Source organism: Pseudomonas sp. SWRI92, from assembly GCF_014268685.1.
Classification (GTDB): domain Bacteria; phylum Pseudomonadota; class Gammaproteobacteria; order Pseudomonadales; family Pseudomonadaceae; genus Aquipseudomonas; species Aquipseudomonas marvdashtae.
The window spans coordinates 512,021-530,408 of the sequence record NZ_JABWQY010000001.1 but is presented as its reverse complement, the minus strand read 5'-3'; the positions used below and the strand labels follow the sequence as shown (position 1 = coordinate 530,408).

Below are 18,388 nucleotides of genomic sequence, written 5' to 3'. Positions count from 1 at the left end.
GCCTCACCTCGCCACAGTCGCCACAGGTTCAGCGCATGTTTTCGTTGGCCATGGCATCCGGGGTGAAATAGGACGCCGAAGGTTTCGCGACTTTCTGGTACTGAACCGCCAGGTCGTTGCTCGATGAGTTGAGGAAGTAGGCCCCGGTGTCGAGGTTGTAGCTGCCCCACATCACCTGTGCGGTAAGGGCCGGCAGGTCCGGTGCCAGCAGCGTCAGCGAATACATCTGCCGGCCGAGCTTGCCTTGGGCGTCATAACCGTCGGCCATCAGGATCTGCCAGGAGTCCTCGTCGACGTAGTAAGTGCGACGTGGCACGACATGGCGCTTGCCAGATTTGAGCGTGGCCTCGACCACCCAGACCCGATGCTTCTCCCAACGCACCAGGTCGGGGTTGAGGAAGTTCGCCTTGACCAGGTCGTCGCTCTTGGCCAGCGCGGCGCGGTTATTGTTGTAGGCGACGACCAGCTCTTTTTTGCCCACCAGCTTGAGGTCATAACGATCGGTCGGCCCGAACAGCATGAACGCTTCGTCGAACAGGCCGACGCCGGAGGTCACGAAGTCCGGCGTGTCATAGGCAATGTTCGGTGCGCGGCGAACCCGGCGCTGACCGACCAGGTACTGCCAGGCCGCTCGATTGGACGGGTCCAGGTCCCAATGGGTCATCAGGCCTTCACCGGCCTTGGACGACGGCAACTCGGTAAACAGCTTGCCCAGCAGGTACTTGCCCGAATAGCTTTCCAGGCTGCCGCCTTCGACGTAGTAGGGAAACTGGTAGGTGTATTGAGCTCGAGTCGCCTGGACTTTCTTGCCACCGGCGGTCATCAGCCAAGTATCGAAAGGCGAGCTGATGGTGTCGCCGCCCTGCCAGGACAATCGATAATTCCACAACACCTGCGCACCGTTTTCCGGGATCGGGAACGGAATGCCGCCATAGGCGTTGGAGACTTTTTCGCTGTCCACGTCCAGGGTGGCGCGGGTAGCGTTCTTGCTGGTGTTGTCATAGACCCATTGCGGCGCGGCAGCCGAGCGATGGGTCGGGTAAACGTCCAGGCGGTAGTCGGGGTACTTTTTCAGCAGCAACTTGGTGCCTTCGGCCAATTCGCCGGCGTACTGCTCCATGTTCGCGGCCTTGATCGAGTACAGCGGTTTCTCACCGGCGAATGGATCGGGGCGCTTGTCACCCGGTTTGTAGCCGGGCGTGACCTGGGTGTAACCGCCCTGCCACGCCGGGATGCTGCCATCGGCATTGCCGGCACGCTCGCCGCCCAGGGGAGTCAGATCGGTTTTCAAACGGGCGGCCTGTTCGGGCGACACCGCTGCCTGCGCCAGCCCCATGCCGGCGAGGGCCAGGGTCAGGACGCAGGTGTTCAGGAAAGCTGTGTTCTGCATGGCGAATCCACCTTATTAGAATGAGGTTTTCACGTAGAGCGAGACGAAGTCGCGGTCGGCCAACGACTGTCCGTAACTGAAATTGCCGTCCTCGCGCAGCCCGGCTTTCGGGGCGCCGAAGAAGTTCACGTAATTGAGGCCGACGTCCCAGCGTTGCAGGTAGGTGGCTTTGAGCCCGACACTCCAGTCACCGGAATGGGTGTTGCCGAAGCCGGATTTGTTGACTGCCGATGAGCGCCCATCGAGCACGATCCCCATGCCGATCGGCACCGTCAGGTCGATCCCGTCGATAATCTGGAAATACGCCGGCTCCAGCAGCACCCGAAGCGCCGTGGCATCGCGGGTGGTGTTGGAATCCAGGGCGGCCGGGTTCTTGGTCACGCTCAGGGTGCGGTTCCAGGCCAGTTCGGCCAGGGCCGAACCGCCGTCCCAGAATGCGGTGGGCGACAGCAGGTAAATCGCCGACAGGTTGGCGTGAGCGGTCTTACCCCTGGCGAACAGTTCATTGTCGCCACCATCGGCCTCCACACCGGGGGCCACCACTTGCAGGTTGCTCACCAGCGGCGCGTTCCAGCGCAACGAGGTTTCACCGGCAAAGTTGAACGGGCCATAAGCGGTGGAGAAGCTGACGCCGGCGGTCTTGATGTCTTCGGCGTAGACCTGGCGATAGGAGCCCAGGATCGGCAACCCTGTGGCCGCTGCCGCCGGACCGTCCAGGTAGGCGTACAACCCGATTGGCGCTTTATCGTGATACTGGGCCGCGTAGAAACCCAGCTCCAGCTCGGTGCCGCTCGGTTTATAGCGGATCTGCATGCCGCCCTGCCCCGAATTGCGTGGTTTCAGGTCGCCGCCATTCACCGTGTCGTTGCCGAACACTTCGCGCAACGGACCGCTGCCGTAACCGATCGCATCGACATCGCTCAGGTAGCTGCCGGCACCGGGCAGGTTGGAACGCTCCCACTCGAACTGATAGTAAGCGCCCACCGACAGCTGCGGGTTGATCTGCAATTGCCCGGAGATCTGGTTGACCGGGCGCAGGATTTCCTTGAACTGAGTGCCCGGCACGCTGAGCAACTTGACGACGTCGGTCGGGCCCTGGGCATTGGCGATGCCGTTGCCACCGTAGAACAGGCTTTCCCCATAGATCAGGCTGTGCCGGCCCAGGCGCGCCACGCCCTGGGAGTCTTCACCGAGGTCCCCGCGCACGAACACGAAGGCGTCGAGAATTTCCGCGTCGCGACCGTGGAGCTCGCGGGTTTCGCTGAGGAAATGCGGTTGCTCGCGACTATCGGTGTCCTGGTTGTAGATATCGTCGTACCAGGCCGCGCCGCTCACCCGCAGTCCGTAGTTTTGCCGGCTGAGGTCCATTTCGGAAAACAGGTCCAGGCGGTTGGAGACCAAGCCGCGGCTGAAGTTCTTGTCGCCCTGGCTCTGGATCGAGGGGTAAAGGCCGTTGGCGGTTGGCGCGTTGACCAAGCGGCTGTCCTGCCCTTGCAGGCGCCAGGCCTGGCTGTACTTGATGGTGTTGTCCCAGCGCAGTTTCCAGTCGGAGTCACCCAGGTCCATTTGCATGGCCTCGGTCCTTTCGACCATCACACCGGTGCTGCACAACGCCAGGAACAGGGCGCAGTGCTTGAAACGAAAGCAATCTTTGAAGTTATCCATGGGGCGCTCTCATTATTGTTATTTTTGGCATGGCTTTGCTGCCAACGCTTAGGTAGCAGCTCGCGTTGGGGCTCATTTCAGACGTAGGTGGAGGCCAACCCACCATCGACCGGCAAGTTGACGCCGTTGATCCAGCGCGACTCGTCGGCACACAGGAAAGCGATCACCGCCGCCACCTCATCGGCATACGCCGGACGCTTCATGCGATGGGCATCGGCCTGGGTCCGCGCCTCCCCAAGCATGCTCACGAAGTCGTCGAGGATGGGTGTGAACACGGGACCTGGCGCGACACTGTTCATGCGCACCGAATGCTCAAGAAACCAGGGCTGGGCTTGCAGGTAGTTCCAGACGATCAAGGCTTCCTTGAAGTACTGGTAGCAGGTCTGGTCCGGCACCGGGTGGTCGGCCAACCAGGATTGGCCGGCGGCGAAACCGTCAGTGCGCGCCAGCGCCTTGTGCTGCTCCAGACGTAACGGCCACTCGGCGCCGAGGATTGAGGTGACGTTGACGATGCTGCCGCCAGCGTTGATTCGTGGCAGCAATGCGTGGCTCAAGTGACGCAACCCAAGGTAATTGACCCGCGCCAGCAATTGCGGATCGGCGGTGCCCGGCACGCCGGCAATGTTGCAGAGGCTGTCGAACCGCGCGGGCAGCTGTGGCAGCAATCGTTCGATGTTCTCGGCGCTGCTCAGATCGGCCTGCACAAAACCGTCCAGGGTCATGTGCGGGGCCTTGAGGTCCACGCCAATCACCTGGGCGCCATGGGCGCGCAGCAGGCTCGCCGTGGCAGCGCCAATACCCGACGAGACACCGGTCACCAGCACAATCTTGTTGTCGAGTTTCATGTTGAGTCCTCTTATTGTTTTTGTGTGCTCGCAGGGGCCTCAGCTCATTGGCCCCTGCAGGAAACCGGCCGGTCAGAACGGGTAAATCGGCGCCTTGTCCTTGACTGTCACCCACTGCCATTGGGTGTACTCGTCCCAGTCCGCCGGGCCGCCGACGCTGCCGCCATTGCCCGAGGCACCGCGCCCGCCGAACGGGTTGATGCATTCATCGGCGACGGTCTGGTCATTGATGTGCAACATGCCGCACTGCAACCGCTCGCCGATGGCCATGGCCCGGCCCACCGATGGCGAAATAACTGCCGCCGAAAGCCCGTACTCGGTGCGGTTGGCCAACTCGATGGCTTGCTCGTCGGTGGTGAAACTGACCACCGTCGCCACGGGGCCGAAAAGTTCTTCCTCAAAGGCACGCATGCCCGGCTTCACGCCACTGAGCACGGTAGGCTGATAGAACAATTGGTCGTACTCGCCGCCTGTTTCCAACGTTGCGCCGGCGTCTACGCTGTCGCGGACGATGGCATGCACGCGTTGCAACTGCCGCTGATTGATCAATGGCCCCAACGCCGCTTCTTCGCGGGCGGCGTTACCCACGGTCAACGCCCGGGCCTTTTCCACCAACTTGCTGGTCAGCGCCTGGACAATGGATTGATGGGCGAGAATCAATCCGGTCGCCATGCAGATCTGCCCCTGATGCAGCCAGGCACCCCAGGCAGCGTTCCGGGCGGCGAGGTCCAGGTCGGCGTCTTCAAGGACGATCAATGGGTTCTTGCCGCCCAGTTCCAAGGCAACTTTCTTCAGGTTGCGCCCGGCTACTTCGGCCACTTTTCGACCCGCACCGGTCGAGCCGGTGAAGGCGATCATTTGAACATTCGGGTCACGGCACAGCGCCTCTCCGGCATCCGCCGCGCCGGGCAACACTTGAAGCAGTCCCTTGGGCAAGCCTGCGACCTCGAACAGCCGGGCGATGAGAAAACCGCCACTGACCGGTGTCTGCGGATCGGGCTTGAGCACCACCGCGTTGCCCGCCGCGAGCGCAGGCGCCACGGAGCGCATCGACAACACCAATGGGAAATTGAACGGCGAGATCACGCCAATCACCCCGTGGGGCAAGCGTCGCGCATAGGACAGGCGCCCTGCTTCGCTGGGCAACACCACACCATGCGCCTGGGACAACATGCCGGCTGCCTGATGCAACAGGACGATCGCCTCACGCACCTCGTGCTGGCCCTTGAACAGCGCCGCGCCGGTTTCCCGGGCGACGTACAGTGCCAGTTCCGCGAAGGACTGTTCGGCCACATCAGCCGCCTTGCGAAAGATTGCCGCCCGTTCCCGTGGTCCCAGCGCGGCCCAGGCAGGCTGCGCCAGGGCGGCGTCGCGGCAGGCCTTGGCGATATCGGCGGCATCGGCCGTGGCACTGCGCATCAGCGCCTCGCCAGTGGCCGGCTCGATGATCGACAGCAGCGGGCCCGAGGCACGCACCCAGTCCCCGTTGAAGATAGATTCGGACGCAATCACCTGGGCTAACAGGTGGTTTTCGGATGCAGACATTTGAAGCTCCCGGCTCTTTGTTGTTGTCATCGTTTGCCGCGCCTTGCCAGCGCTCGGGCAAACGCCGTGCAAGTGCTTGAGCAAGCCGTGTGCCGGTTTCGCTCCCGGGCCCGCACAAACATGGCGCAAGGCTCTGGATCAACACTTTTGGACGGACCCGACGAGCACACTGCATCCGCTGACCCCGCCACTGGCCGATCGCCACTTGTTCATTTGATAAAGTTATGCTTAATAACTATCTCGCCAGGTGCTCATTTCGACTACCGCCATCAGGGGCATAACAATGAATAATCCCCACTGTCCGCTGCCGGAACGGATTGCTACCGAGCCTTTTCGCCCACGGGGCGACAGCAAAGAACTGACCGACAGCAGCTCGCCGACACCGGCGGAACTGACCAACTGCCTGTTTTTCTCCCCTGACGACGGGCGTATCTGGCTCAACGACCAGCGCATGTTGCTGCTGCACAGCTCGTCTTTCGGCGCCTTGCGCCGCGAAATCATCGAGCGCCAGGGACTGGAACAGGCCCGGGGCATGCTCACCCGCACCGGCTATTGCTCTGGCGCCCGGGACGCCCGGCTGATTCGTGAACGCTGGCCTCACGCGGATGCGGCGGCGGTGTTTCGCGCGGGCACGCACCTGCATACACTCGAAGGCATGACCAAGGTCGAACCGCTGCACTTCAAGTTTGATGCGCAATCGGGATTCTACGAGGGGGAATTCCTCTGGCATCACTCCTGCGAAGCCGACGAACATATCGCCGCCTATGGCACCGGGCAGGATCCGGTGTGCTGGACCGAGCTGGGCTATGCCATCGGTTTCGTCAGTGGGTTGTTCGGGCAATTGGTGATCTTTCGCGAAGTGGAATGCCGGGGCATGGGGCACGAACGCTGCCGTGTCGTCGGCAAGACTGCCGAGCAGTGGGGAGACGTCGAGCGCGACCTGAGCTACCTCAATGCCTCGCAACCGGCGACGGCCCCGCCGCCCGATGCACGTACCGACCGTTTGGCCGCCAGCGAACCGCTGCCTGACAGCGAACAGCCCTTGATCGGCGCCAGTTCGGCGTTCAACGCGGCGACGCTGGCCTTGCAGCGAGTCGCCCTGACACCCGCCACGGTGCTGGTTACCGGCGAGTCCGGCGTGGGCAAGGAAATGTTCGCCCGCCAGTTGCATCAACTCAGCCGTCGCCGCCAAGGCCCCTTCATCGCGCTCAACTGCGCGGCCATCCCCGACAACCTGATCGAGGCCGAGCTGTTCGGCGTCGAGCGCGGCGCCTACACCGGCGCAACCCATTCACGCCCCGGCCGTTTCGAACGTGCCCACGGCGGCACACTGTTTCTTGACGAAATCACCTGCTTGAGCCTGGCCGGCCAAGGCAAGCTGTTGCGCGCATTGCAGGAACGGGAGATCGAACGGGTCGGTGGCGGACATGGCATCAAGGTTGACGTACGGGTAGTGGCGGCGACCAATATCGACCTGCGCAAAGCCGTGGAGCAAGGCGAGTTCCGGGAAGACCTGTTCTATCGACTCAATGTCTATCCCATCGCCCTGCCGCCCTTGCGCGATCGCCGCGATGACATCCCCTTGCTGATCAACGCGTTCCTCAAGCGGTTTTGCCTGGAATACGGTCGTAAGCCGGTGGGCCTGACCATGCGCGCTTTGAAGGTCCTGCTGCGCTATGACTTTCCGGGCAATGTGCGGGAGCTGCAAAACCTCATCGAACGGGGCCTGATTGCCAGCGAAGAAGGCCAGGCCATCGACCTGATGCATTTGTTTCGCGACGAGCGATTGCCGGTGGACGCGTACTCGGTCGACGACCACGGCGGCTTGTCACCATTGGGCGCCACGACGGGCGAAGGCGCGGCAAAGACACCCTTGCTGAAGTCCCTTAGTCAGTTGGACGCAGATTTTTCCATTGACGGCCTGGAGTCACGCTTGATCAACGAAGCCTTGCAACTGAACAGCGGCAACCTGGCGGCCGCATCCAGGGCGCTGGGGCTGAGTCGGGCGCAGTTCGCCTATCGGTTGAAGAAGCATCAACGCGTCGGCGAATGAACAAAAGGCCTGTGCTCCTGCCACTTTTGTGGCGGGCTCCGTTAACCCTTGACGCACACCACCTGACGCAAGGTATGCAGCACTTCCACGAGTTCACGTTGTGCATGCATTACATTGTCTATATCTTTGTATGCCATAGGAATTTCATCGATGACGGCGGCGTCCTTGCGGCATTCCACATGGGCGGTGGCGCGGACTTGATCCTCGACAGTGAAGCGCTTCTTCGCCTCGGTCCGGCTCATGACCCGACCGGCACCGTGGCTGCACGAGCAAAACGATTGCTCATTGCCCAAGCCACGCACGATGAAGCTCCTGGCCCCCATCGATCCGGGGATTATGCCCAACTCGCCTTTCCTGGCGGACACCGCTCCTTTGCGCGTCACCAGCACATCGTGCCCGAAGTGTCGCTCTTTCTGCACATAGTTGTGATGACAGTTCACCGCTTCCAGCGCCACTTCAAACGGTTTACTGATGACCTGGCGCGTGGCGCGTATCACTGCGTCCATCATCAATGCCCGGTTCTGCCGGGCGAAATCCTGGGCCCAGCCCACGGCTTCGACATAGTCATCGAAATGCCGACTGCCCTCCTCGAAGTAAGCCAGGTCACGGTCCGGCAGATTGGCGATGTGCTGGCGCATGTCGGCCTGGGCCAGTTGGATGAACAGGTTGCCAATGGCGTTGCCCACTCCCCGCGAACCGCTGTGCAACATGAACCAGACCCGGTTCGCTTCATCCAGGCAGACTTCGATGAAATGATTGCCGCTGCCCAGGGTGCCCAGGTGCTGACGATTATTGGTCCGGACCAGCTTCGGGTATTTGTCGGTGATCGTCTTGAACCTTGCTGCCAGTGCCGCCCAAGCCTGGTCAGCCTCCTGTGGAACGCTGTTCCAGGCGCCCTTGTCGCGTCCGCCGTGGCTGAGGGTGCGTCCATGGGGCACGGCCTTTTCGATGGCGCTGCGCAATGCATGGAGATGATCCGGCAAGTCAGCGGCGTCCAATGAAGTACGGGCGGCAATCATGCCGCAACCAATATCCACCCCCACCGCCGCAGGAATGATCGCCCCGACGGTCGGAATCACACTGCCGATGGTCGAGCCCTTGCCCAGGTGCACATCGGGCATCACTGCCAGATGCTTGAAGATAAACGGCATTTTCGCGGTGTTCATCAACTGCTGGCGGGCATCGGGTTCCACCGGTACGCCTTGGGTCCAGAGCTTGATGGGCTTGCCGTTGGCAACTTCCAGCAGATCGTAGGTTTTCTCGTGCATGACTGGCGTTCTGTTCTATTGGGGAGCCGGCGTCTTGCCGGCTTAACGTTTCGACACCGGCCATGAACGCAGATTCACGGGCGGTCCGTCGAACCTGATTGCGTGACAGGATGTGGCGAGTTTGCAGCCACCCCCCGACGATAGTCACTGGGCGTCTGGTTCATTTCGATACGGAAATGCCGATTGAAGTTGGACAGGTTGTTGTAGCCCACTTCAAAACAGATATCGGTCACCGCCATCTCACTCTGTGACAGCAGCCGGCAGGCGCGCTGCACCCGGAGTTTACGCATCAGGTCGATAAACCCATGGCCGGTGATGCGTTTGAAGAAGCGCGAGAATCCCGGCTCGCTCATGCCCAGTTGCCGGGCGATCACGGACAAGCGCACGTCACCGGTGAGTTCGGCTTGCAGGTATTCGAAGGCTTTCTGGATGCGCTCCGAGCTGCGGGCATCAAGGGTTGGCGCGTAACAAGGGCTGGCCAGGCACAAGACCTCCCTCTCGCCAGCGCGGCCAAGGGTATCGAGCAGCTCGAAAAACAGCGCCAGTCGCGCCACCCCCCGGGCTGGCCCGATTGCTTCGAGCAGGTGCGCGGCGTGCCGCGCGGTGTCGCCGCTAAAGGCCAGGCCGCGTCGGGCCTGTTCGAACAGTCGCTGCAAGTCCCCCAGTTCCGGCAGCGTCTGGCGCAGGGTCATCAGCGTCGCACCGTCGAATTGCAGCACCACATCGCGTCCGGCCAGATATTCGTCCGGCGCCAGGTCACCCATCCAGTCGTGGGGCAGGTCCGGGCCGATCATCGCCACATGGCCAGGCCCGAATGGGCCGATATAGTCGCCGGCCAGTAGCCTGCCGCTGCCCTGGCGGATCAGGTGTATTTCATATTCAGGATGATGATTCCAGCGCGCCATCGGATAAGGGTAGTCGTGTTCGTACCAGCGAAAGCTGTGCTCAGGTTCCGGCAGGATGACTTCAAGCTCGGCCGGTCGCTGGTCGTAAAGGAGCGTTAGGTGATCAGGCATGTCGTGCCTCTTTTATCATTTGGACCGCACATTACGCCGGCTGCCCAGCGGTCCGCCAGCTTCGCACTAACGGCCCACTGATACTTTTTTGACCGCTATGTTCGACGATTAAAAAAGTATCACGCAGCGATCCTCTGCGCGTTTGTCGGACATCCAGTCGCACGGGTGTAATCGCCTTGTCATCGACGGCCCGCGGATCCGTCCAACTGCCCAAGCAATGACGGCTTAGCCAATACCCGTGGCGAGGGAGTTTGCTCCCTCGCCACAAGGGCTCATCGACATTCACTTTTTATTCTTCAGGACAAGACCACCCCATGAAACGACTGCAAGGTAAAAGCGCATTGATAACCGGTGCCGCCCGTGGCATCGGCCGGACGTTTGCCCAGGCCTATATCGACGAAGGCGCTACCGTCGCCATTGCCGACATCGACCTGGAACGGGCCCAACGCACCGCCATCGAACTGGGCGCCAATGCTTACGCGGTGAAGATGGACGTCACTGACCAGTGCTCGATCGACCAGGCCATCGACGCCGTCGTGGCCCGGGCGGGCAAGCTGGATATCCTGGTCAATAATGCGGCGCTGTTCGACCTGGCGCCCATCGTGGAGATCAGCCGCCAGAGCTACGAGCGGCTGTTCTCCATCAATGTCGCCGGCACCCTGTTCACGCTGCAGGCCGCGGCCCGGCAGATGATCCGCCAGGGTCACGGCGGCAAGATCATCAACATGGCGAGCCAGGCCGGCCGGCGTGGCGAGGCCCTGGTGGCGGTGTATTGCGCGTCCAAGGCCGCGGTGATCAGCCTGACCCAGTCCGCCGGGCTGGACTTGATCAAGCACCGGATCAACGTCAACGCCATCGCCCCCGGCGTGGTGGACGGTGAACATTGGGACGGCGTCGACGCGCTGTTCGCGCGCCAGGAAAACCTTCCCCTGGGGGAAAAGAAACGCCAGGTCGGACAGCAGGTGCCTTACGGGCGCATGGGTACCGCGCAGGACCTCGTCGGCATGGCTGTTTTCCTGGCATCGGCGGAAAGCGAATACATCGTGGCACAGACCTACAACGTCGACGGCGGCAACTGGATGGGCTGACACGCCACGGCTTTTAAGCCCTTGAGACGATGAAAATGGACCTATTCGCGTGAAAATTGATCCCACTACTTGAGGACTGTCCCGAACGGTACCAAACGGTACAGTTCCAAGGGATATCAAGAGAGCGTGAATACCGTTGCCCCAGCGGGGCAAAAATTGCGCATCATAGGCGCCGTCCGCTCAAGGGAGATTTACATGCGTGCCATTTTTTCCGCCATGCGTCTTGCCATACTGTCGCTGGGGCTGGCGTTTTCCGTCAGTGCGGTAGCCACCGAAGAGACGAAACTGGTCGAGTCCATCAACCTCTACCGCAGCCAGTCCCAGAGCTGCGCCGGCCAGGCGTCCCTGGAGCTGCCGCCGCTGGCGATGGATTCACGGTTGATCCTCTCGGCCAATGGCATTGGCGATTTGCAACAAGCGCTGGCCCGGGCGGCCTATCCAATGGTCAATGTCCAAGCCATCAGCCTGTCCGGGCCCCGCGATGCGCAGGCCGCGATGAAGGCTGTGCAGGAAAGCTTCTGCCAGGTCGTTCTCGACCCGCAATTCATCGACATCGGCGTGAGCCGGCTGGACCGTGAATGGCGCATCGTGCTGGCTCGTCCGTTGTTGTCGGCGCGTCTTGGAGACTGGCAGACCGAAGGCCAGAAGTTGCTCAAACTCATCAACAGCGCTCGCGCGCAACCACGCCGTTGCGGCACCGAAGCCTTCGCCGCCACGACGCCGCTGGCCTGGAACGCTACGCTGGCCCTGGCCGCCGTGAATCACACCCGCGCCATGGCCAATAACAACTTCTTCGATCACCGCGACCGTGATGGGCGCATGCCTGGCGACCGCGCCGAGCTGGCGGGCTATCTGGGCCTGGCCATCGGTGAAAACATTGCCGCTGGGCAGGACACAGCGTTGAAGGTGGTGGACGGCTGGCTGGCCAGTCCCGGGCACTGCGCCAACCTGATGAATCCGCAATTTCGCGAATTGGGGGCTGGGTATGCGATGGACCCGAAAAGTGATGCGGGGATCTATTGGACGGCGATGTTCGGGACTCAATAACGGTGGTTGGCCTACTCCTGTCGCAAAACCTGCCGCACATGTCGCATGAACTGGCTCAACGACGGAGATTGGGCCACTGGCTTGCGTTGCAGCAGGCCAATCGAGCGTTTTGCCGGTTGGTCGATGGCCGTGACCGCACACTGCTCACCGATGTTGAACACCGCCGTGCAACTGGCCGGTAACAGCGAAAACCCCAACCCTTCGCGCACCAGGGCCGTGGCCGTGCTCATGTGCGCGACCTCCCAGGCCGGGACGGGGTCAACGTTCAAATAGCGCAACGCCGCGTCAGCCAAGGGGCGAATGCTGGTGTCCGGCGTAAGCGCGATGTAGGGCTGGCGTTTCCAGTCTTCCTCGCCGTCAGGCTGGTTCGTCTTGTGACTGAGCAATACCAGGTTGTCATCCAGTAGCCGGGCGAAGCTCAGCCCGGACAGATCGTCAGGCAACGAACTGATGCCGGCCTCCACCTCGCCGCGCTGCACCCAGCCCATGATTTCCCCGGCTCGGCCGTCCAGCAAGGTCACCGTCACACCCGGGTTGTCGCGCTGGAAAGTGGCCATGGCGGCCGGCAGGAACGACGCTGCGGCCGTAGGCAGGGCCGCCAGCCGTAGCGTGCCACGGCTCAGGCTCAAGGTGTCGCGAGCGTCGCGCACGGCATCGTCCATGTCCCGGAGCATGCGCCGGGCCTGGGGCAGAAAGTGCTCGCCGGCGGGCGTCAGCTCCACGCTGCGGGTGTTACGGGCAAGCAACTGCAAGCCCATGCTCTCTTCCAGTTTGCGAATGCTGTAGCTCAGCGCCGGCTGGGACAGGTGCAGTTGTTCCGCCGTACGGGTGAAACTGGACGTTTCGGCGATCAGGATGAAAGCCCGCAGCTGGCGAAAAGATACGTTCATGGGCCGCTCATAAAATTAATGAATCAATTGATTCTATCTTTAAAATTCACAGAATAATCCAACCTCTCCACTATGGGACCACCCTTCAGTGGAAAACGGACATGACAAAAACAATACTCGTCGGGTGTGGCGCCGGTTTCGCCAATGATCGACCCGACGCCGCGCTGCGCCTGGCCCAAGACCTGGCACAACGCAGCGGCCAGCGCTACATCATGCTTGAGCTGCTGGCTGAACGGACCCTGGCCGAGGCGCAGTTGCGCAAGCGCCTCGACCCGCAGGCCGGCTATTCCTCCCGCTTGTTCGATTTTCTCGAACCCATGCTGGCGCTGTGCATCGAGGCCGGCATCCCGATCATCACCAATGGCGGCGCAGCCAATCCCAGGGCCGCCGCGCAACGGCTGCGTCATGAGCTGGCGGGTCGCTTCCCTTCGCTGAAAATCGCCTGCGTGTTGGGCGACGACCTGCTGGAAGAAACGCCTTCGCGTTACGAACGGTGGCTGTCGCCGAGCGCCAAGGAGCAGCCCGTTTCGGTGAACGTCTACACCGGCGCCGAGGGTATCGCCCGGGCACTCGCCGCTGGCGCTGGCATCGTGTTGTGTGGCCGTGTCGCCGATCCGTCGTTGGCGGTGGGGGCGATCCGCCATGGGTTGGGCTGGGCCGCCGACGATTGGCAGAAAATGGCTGTCGCCACCGCCGCGGGCCACTTGCTGGAATGCTGCACCCAGGTCACTGGCGGCTATTTTGCCCACCCTGGCATGAAAGAGATTCCGGATCTGGCCAACCTGGGTTGTCCGATTGCCGAGGTCCATGAGAATGGCCGCCTGATCATAGGCAAAACCCGTCATTGCGGCGGAAGGGTCAGTGAGCAGACCGTCAAGGAACAGCTGCTGTACGAAGTGCACGACCCACGACGCTATCTGACGCCCGACGTAGTGCTGGACCTGGGCCAGGCTCGTGTCCATGACTTGGGTGAGGACCGTGTCGAAGTCAGCGGGCTGCTCGGCCATCCCCGTCCCGACACGCTCAAGGGCCTGGCCGGTGAGCGCGGCCTGTGGTTTGGCGAAGCAGAAATTTCCTATGCAGGCCCTGGTGCCGTGGCACGTGCCGCGCTGGCGCGAGAGATCCTGCTGGACCGTTTCGACCGCTTGGCGCCAGGCGTGCACCCCTGGATCGACCTGTCGGGGATAGCCAGTCTGTTCAACGACCAGGGTGGCCGCTATCTGCAAAAACAACTGGCCCAGGCGCCAGCGCTGGAAGACGTGCGCGTGCGCATCGGCCTGACCCACACCGACCGACCATTGCTCGAAACCCTGCTGGCCGAGGTGGAGTCCCTTTACACCAACGGGCCGGCCGGCGGCGGCGGTGTCCGACGACATCTCGTCGAGGCCGTCACGACCCGCAGTTTCCTGTTGCCGCGCGATGAAATCCACACAACCTTGGAGTGGTATTGATGAACAGGGTCACCCTCGCCGACTTCGCCCACGCCCGTGCCGGCGATAAAGGCAACATCCTCAGCATCGCGGTTTTCCCCCACGACGCGGCCCATTACGCCTGGCTAGTGCAGGAACTGACTTGCGCGCGAGTGGCCGAGCAATTCGCGACGCGTCGGCCTTCCAAGGTGCACCGCTATGAACTACCGAACCTCAATGCCTTGAATTTCGTGCTTGAAGACGCCCTGGAGGGCGGCGTGAACCGCAGTTGCGGTCTCGATCGCCACGGCAAGAGCCTGAGTTACCTGCTGTTGGCCTTGAACCTGCCCGGACCGCAAGACTGACCGACGCTTCGCCCCCGTACCATCGACAACAATAAAAAAAGAGGCCCCTACATGATTACAACCTTGGGTTTCCTGATGATGCTCGCCATCATCGGATTGATATTGCTGCGCCGGATCAGCCCGGTGGTGGCGTTCACCATCCTGCCCGTGGTCGCTTGCCTGTTGGCCGGCTTCAATCTCGGGCAGATCGGCGAATTCATCAAGGCCGGCCTGATCACGGTGGCCCCGACGGCCGCGCTGTTCCTGTTCGCCATCCTGTTTTTCGGCATCATGCGCGACCGGGGGCTGTTCGATCCGCTGGTCAACCTGCTGATCCGCAGCACGGGCGGCAAGCCGTTGGCCGTGGCGCTGGTGACGGTATTGGTGACCTCGGTGGTTCACCTCGACGGCGTCGGCGCAGCGACGTTCCTGCTGACGATCCCAGCCTTGCTGCCCTTGTATAAACGCCTGAACATGAGCCCGTTGATGCTGTTGTGCCTGGTGGGCACCACCGCCGGGGTGATCAATATGGTGCCGTGGGGTGGAACGACCGCCCGCGCCGCCGCCGTGTCGGGGCTCGATGCCACCGAGCTGTGGCTGGGGCTGCTACCGGTGCAGATGGTGGGCCTGGCGTGCATGCTCGGGGTCGCAACGGTATTGGGCTTGCGGGCCCAGCGTCGCCAGCCGATGTCATTGGGGGCCGCCGCGACGTGCGATATGGACGGCCTGCAACCCCAGGACCGCGAGTTCAGCCTTTCACCTCGAGAGCTGCGCTACTGGCTGAACGTGGCCCTGACCGGTGGGATCCTGCTGTGCCTGTTCACCGGCATCTTTCCCTTGTATGCCTGCTTCATGGTGGGACTGGGCATCGCCCTGCCGTTGAATTTCCCGTCCCTGGACGCCCAGGCTGAACGCCTCAAGGCTCACGCCGCCGATGCACTGCAAATGGTCTTGGTGATGATGGCCGCCGCCGTGCTGTTGGGCGTGCTCTCCGGCGCGAAGATGTCCGATGGCATGGCCTTGTCGTTGATCAATATCCTGCCCGCCGGTTCTGCCCAGTACCTGCACGTGATCGTCGGCTTCTTCGGCGTTCCCCTGGGCATGATCTTTTCGCCCGACGCCTACTATTTCGCCCTGCTGCCGGTCATCAAGGATGTGGCCGCCGCAGCCGGTGTTCCCCTCGAAGCAGTGGCCCGGGCCATGCTGATCGGTGAAAACACCGGATTCTCCATCAGCCCGGTGGTGCCCAGCGTCTACCTGGCGTTGGCCCTCAGCGGTGTCGAGCTGCGCAAGCACATGGCCTATACCTTTTTCTGGGCCTGGGGGGTCAGTCTGGTGATGCTCGCCTTCGCCGTGCTGACCGGGGCTGTACAGGTATGAGTCTCAAGGGTGGGTTTGGAAAATCAGCGACCGATGCACCCCCGAACCCGCCCTCACCCCATCGCCCACGGCCAGCGCGACCGAGCCGAACGGCATCGCCGCATCGCCACAGGCAAACACCCCCGAAAGGCTGGTTTCACGCGTCATCGGGTCGCACTGGATGAAAGCCCCGAGTGGGCCGTCCTCAAACGTACAGCCCAACGTTTGCGCGAGCGAGCTGGCAACCCGGGTGCGCGGCAGGACAAACAGACCGGCGATGGCGATCACACCACCGCTGGCCAACACAACGTTGGCCTGTTCGCCTTCGATGCGCTCGACATGCTCCGCCACCACGGTAACACCGCGCTGCTCAAGGCTCGCCATCTGCTCAGGATCCGGCTCGAACACGCCGTTGGTGAAGAAAGTCGTCGGCCCCCAGTCTGGCAGCATCAACGCATGGTGGAGCGACATCGGCGAGGTCGCCAGGGAGCCAATCGGCCCCTGGTCCAGCTCGTAGCCATGGCAGTACGGGCAATGAAAGACACTTTGCCCCCAACGTTCCGCCAGTCCCTGCACCGCTGGCAGTTCGTCAATTACCCCGGTGGCGAGCAACAGACGACGGGCGCTGTAGCGTTGCCCGTGGGTGGTTTCGACGATGAAGCCCTCCTCGTGCCTGGCGGCGTGGGTTGCGGTGTCTGAAACCCATTTCACCGTCGGGTACGCCAGGAGCTGCGTTCGGGCGTCATCGGCAATGTCATCGGGCGCGCGGCCGTCCTGTCCGAGAAACCCGTGGGATGTCGCGGCAAACCGATTACGACGCTTGCCCGCGTCGATGACAAGCACTTTGCGGCGGGCACGGGCCAACTGAAGACCCGCGGACATTCCAGCGTAGCTGCCGCCTGCAATAATGACGTCGTATTCCATGAGCGTTCTCCAAGATGTTTACGAGGGCGTGGGCAAGTCTCGACACATCGTATGTTTCTTGAAAAACCGCTGTCAATAGTCTCGTAACTTTTGCGATTACAGGCGATACTCCGCTCGGTTTTACCTTCGGATATTTTCATGAGAAACGACACGCGTCTTTCCCGCATGCTGCATGTGCTGATCCATATGGACCGGCATCAGCAATCCGCCACCTCCGATACCCTCGCTCAAATGCTCGGCACCAATCCTGTGGTGGTGCGTCGGACCATGGCCTTGCTCAAGGAACAGGGTTACGTCACGTCGGAAAAAGGCCATCGCGGCGGTTGGAGCCTGGCCAAGCCCTTGGCGCAAATGACCTTGCTCGACATCCACCAAGCGCTGGGCAGCACCTCGATCTTTGCCCTTGGCCTGTCCACCGATCACCCGCAATGCCTGGTGGAACAGGCCGTGAACGCGGCGCTGACGGACGCGTTCGAAGAGGCGCAGGCGTTGCTGCTAAAGCGCCTGGGCAGCATTACGTTGGCAGAGTTGGCGGAGGATTTTGATCAGCGTTATCAGCAGTTCTTCGCCGGTGAGGCGGGCACAGGGACAGAACACAGCCATCATTGAAGCGAGTACACAGCCCGCCATGGCGCGGGCCGTGTTTGCGGGCGTTCAGGCGAGATAGCGCTTGAACCAGTCCATTGTTCGCGACCACGCCAGATCGGCTGCCGCTTCGTCATAACGCGGTGTCGAGTCGTTGTGAAAGCCATGATTGACGCTTGGATAAATGTAGGCCTGATAGTCCTTCTTCCCGGCCTTGAGCGCCGCTTCATAGGCTGGCCAGCCTTCGTTGATCCGCGTGTCGAGTTCAGCGTAGTGGATCAATAGCGGCGCGTTGATCCGTGGCACGTCCTCGGGTTTGGGTTGGCGTCCGTAGAATGGCACTGCCGCGCCCAGTTCGGGGTACGCCACCGCAGCCGCGTTGGCCACCCCACCGCCGTAGCAGAAACCGGTGATGCCGACTTTTCTCCCGCCCACGGCCTCATGCTTGCCGAGAAACTCGATGGCGGCGAAAAAATCGTTCATCAGTTTTTCCGGGTCGACTTGCTGTTGCAACTCGCGCCCCTTGTCGTCATTGCCCGGATAACCGCCCACCGATGTCAGGCCATCGGGCGCCAGCGCGACGAACCCGGCCTTGGCGACGCGCCGGGCGACGTCTTCGATATATGGGTTCAACCCCCGGTTTTCATGAGCCACCACCACGCCGGGCGCAGCTCCGCTGGCCTTGGCTGGCCGCACCAGGTAACCACGCACCTGGCCGTGGCCGTTTGGCGAGGGATAGGTGATGTACTGCGCCAGGATATCCGGGTCGGTGAAGTTCACCTGCATCGCCTGGGCATAATCGGGGCTCAACGATGCCAACAGCGCGCCGGCCGTGAGCCCGCCCACCGCGAATTGGCTGGCCCGTTCGAGGAAGACCCGCCGGGAAATCTGGCCATGGGCGTAGAAGTCGTAGAGCTCAAGCAGTTCGGGAGCAAAGTCCCTGGCGGTGAGACGTGTCAT

At 62.1% G+C, this 18,388-nt stretch carries 16 protein-coding genes; 7 read left to right on the top strand and 9 right to left on the bottom strand.

Going from position 1 to position 18,388, the window contains the following annotated elements:
* Positions 1 to 28: 28 nt before the first annotated feature.
* The 4 genes from HU762_RS02085 to HU762_RS02070 all read right to left on the bottom strand — a co-directional run bounded on the left by HU762_RS02085 (position 29) and on the right by HU762_RS02070 (position 5,445).
* Positions 29 to 1,390, bottom strand: a complete 1,362-nt coding sequence (locus HU762_RS02085) for a DUF1329 domain-containing protein (protein ID WP_186632230.1) — start codon at positions 1,388 to 1,390, stop codon at positions 29 to 31.
* 15 nt (positions 1,391 to 1,405) lie between these two features.
* Positions 1,406 to 3,055: a DUF1302 domain-containing protein gene (locus tag HU762_RS02080; RefSeq protein ID WP_186632227.1), complete on the bottom strand. Its 1,650-nt coding sequence runs from the start codon at positions 3,053 to 3,055 to the stop codon at positions 1,406 to 1,408.
* Positions 3,056 to 3,132: 77 nt separating this feature from the next.
* Entirely contained in the window at positions 3,133 to 3,900 is a 768-nt protein-coding gene (locus tag HU762_RS02075; RefSeq protein ID WP_186632224.1) for a coniferyl-alcohol dehydrogenase, read from the bottom strand.
* A gap of 72 nt (positions 3,901 to 3,972) precedes the next feature.
* Entirely contained in the window at positions 3,973 to 5,445 is a 1,473-nt protein-coding gene (locus HU762_RS02070; RefSeq protein ID WP_186632221.1) for a benzaldehyde dehydrogenase, read from the bottom strand.
* A 283-nt stretch (positions 5,446 to 5,728) separates the two neighbouring features.
* Here HU762_RS02070 and HU762_RS02065 point away from each other — a divergent pair, with 283 nt between their 5' ends.
* Positions 5,729 to 7,498, top strand: coding sequence for a sigma-54-dependent Fis family transcriptional regulator (locus HU762_RS02065; protein ID WP_186632218.1), 1,770 nt, complete (start codon positions 5,729 to 5,731; stop codon positions 7,496 to 7,498).
* Between the two features lie 41 nt (positions 7,499 to 7,539).
* Here HU762_RS02065 and HU762_RS02060 read toward each other — a convergent pair whose 3' ends face one another.
* Positions 7,540 to 8,766, bottom strand: a complete 1,227-nt coding sequence (locus tag HU762_RS02060; protein ID WP_186632216.1) for an RtcB family protein — start codon at positions 8,764 to 8,766, stop codon at positions 7,540 to 7,542.
* Positions 8,767 to 8,840: 74 nt separating this feature from the next.
* Positions 8,841 to 9,782 (bottom strand): AraC family transcriptional regulator, encoded by a 942-nt coding sequence (locus HU762_RS02055; RefSeq protein ID WP_186632213.1) that lies wholly within the window; start codon positions 9,780 to 9,782, stop codon positions 8,841 to 8,843.
* Between the two features lie 314 nt (positions 9,783 to 10,096).
* Between HU762_RS02055 and HU762_RS02050 the strand changes: the two genes are divergently transcribed.
* Entirely contained in the window at positions 10,097 to 10,870 is a 774-nt protein-coding gene (locus HU762_RS02050) for an L-iditol 2-dehydrogenase (protein WP_186632210.1), read from the top strand.
* Between the two features lie 195 nt (positions 10,871 to 11,065).
* Positions 11,066 to 11,917 (top strand): CAP domain-containing protein, encoded by an 852-nt coding sequence (locus HU762_RS02045; protein ID WP_186632208.1) that lies wholly within the window; start codon positions 11,066 to 11,068, stop codon positions 11,915 to 11,917.
* An 11-nt stretch (positions 11,918 to 11,928) separates the two neighbouring features.
* On the opposite strand, the gene HU762_RS02040 is transcribed toward HU762_RS02045, so the two are convergent.
* Positions 11,929 to 12,807, bottom strand: a complete 879-nt coding sequence (locus tag HU762_RS02040; RefSeq protein ID WP_186632205.1) for a LysR family transcriptional regulator — start codon at positions 12,805 to 12,807, stop codon at positions 11,929 to 11,931.
* 101 nt (positions 12,808 to 12,908) lie between these two features.
* Between HU762_RS02040 and HU762_RS02035 the strand changes: the two genes are divergently transcribed.
* Genes HU762_RS02035 through HU762_RS02025 form a run of 3 tightly spaced genes read left to right on the top strand, consistent with a single transcriptional unit; the run spans position 12,909 to position 15,940 of the window.
* Entirely contained in the window at positions 12,909 to 14,258 is a 1,350-nt protein-coding gene (locus tag HU762_RS02035; protein WP_186632202.1) for an acyclic terpene utilization AtuA family protein, read from the top strand.
* Positions 14,258 to 14,581 (top strand): hypothetical protein, encoded by a 324-nt coding sequence (locus HU762_RS02030; RefSeq protein ID WP_186632200.1) that lies wholly within the window; start codon positions 14,258 to 14,260, stop codon positions 14,579 to 14,581. Before HU762_RS02035 ends, HU762_RS02030 begins: the two co-directional genes overlap by 1 nt.
* Before the next feature lie 51 nt (positions 14,582 to 14,632).
* Positions 14,633 to 15,940, top strand: coding sequence for a citrate:proton symporter (locus HU762_RS02025; protein ID WP_186632197.1), 1,308 nt, complete (start codon positions 14,633 to 14,635; stop codon positions 15,938 to 15,940).
* Between the two features lie 3 nt (positions 15,941 to 15,943).
* Here the strand turns inward: HU762_RS02025 and HU762_RS02020 are convergent, their stop codons facing one another.
* Positions 15,944 to 16,843 carry an NAD(P)/FAD-dependent oxidoreductase gene (locus HU762_RS02020; RefSeq protein ID WP_186632194.1) on the bottom strand — a complete coding sequence of 300 codons (900 nt, stop codon included), beginning with the start codon at positions 16,841 to 16,843 and terminating at the stop codon, positions 15,944 to 15,946.
* A gap of 138 nt (positions 16,844 to 16,981) precedes the next feature.
* Here HU762_RS02020 and HU762_RS02015 point away from each other — a divergent pair, with 138 nt between their 5' ends.
* Positions 16,982 to 17,452 (top strand): Rrf2 family transcriptional regulator, encoded by a 471-nt coding sequence (locus HU762_RS02015; protein WP_186632191.1) that lies wholly within the window; start codon positions 16,982 to 16,984, stop codon positions 17,450 to 17,452.
* A 45-nt stretch (positions 17,453 to 17,497) separates the two neighbouring features.
* Here the strand turns inward: HU762_RS02015 and yghX are convergent, their stop codons facing one another.
* On the bottom strand, positions 17,498 to 18,388 hold the full coding sequence (gene yghX / locus HU762_RS02010) for a YghX family hydrolase (RefSeq protein ID WP_186632189.1): 891 nt from the start codon (positions 18,386 to 18,388) through the stop codon (positions 17,498 to 17,500).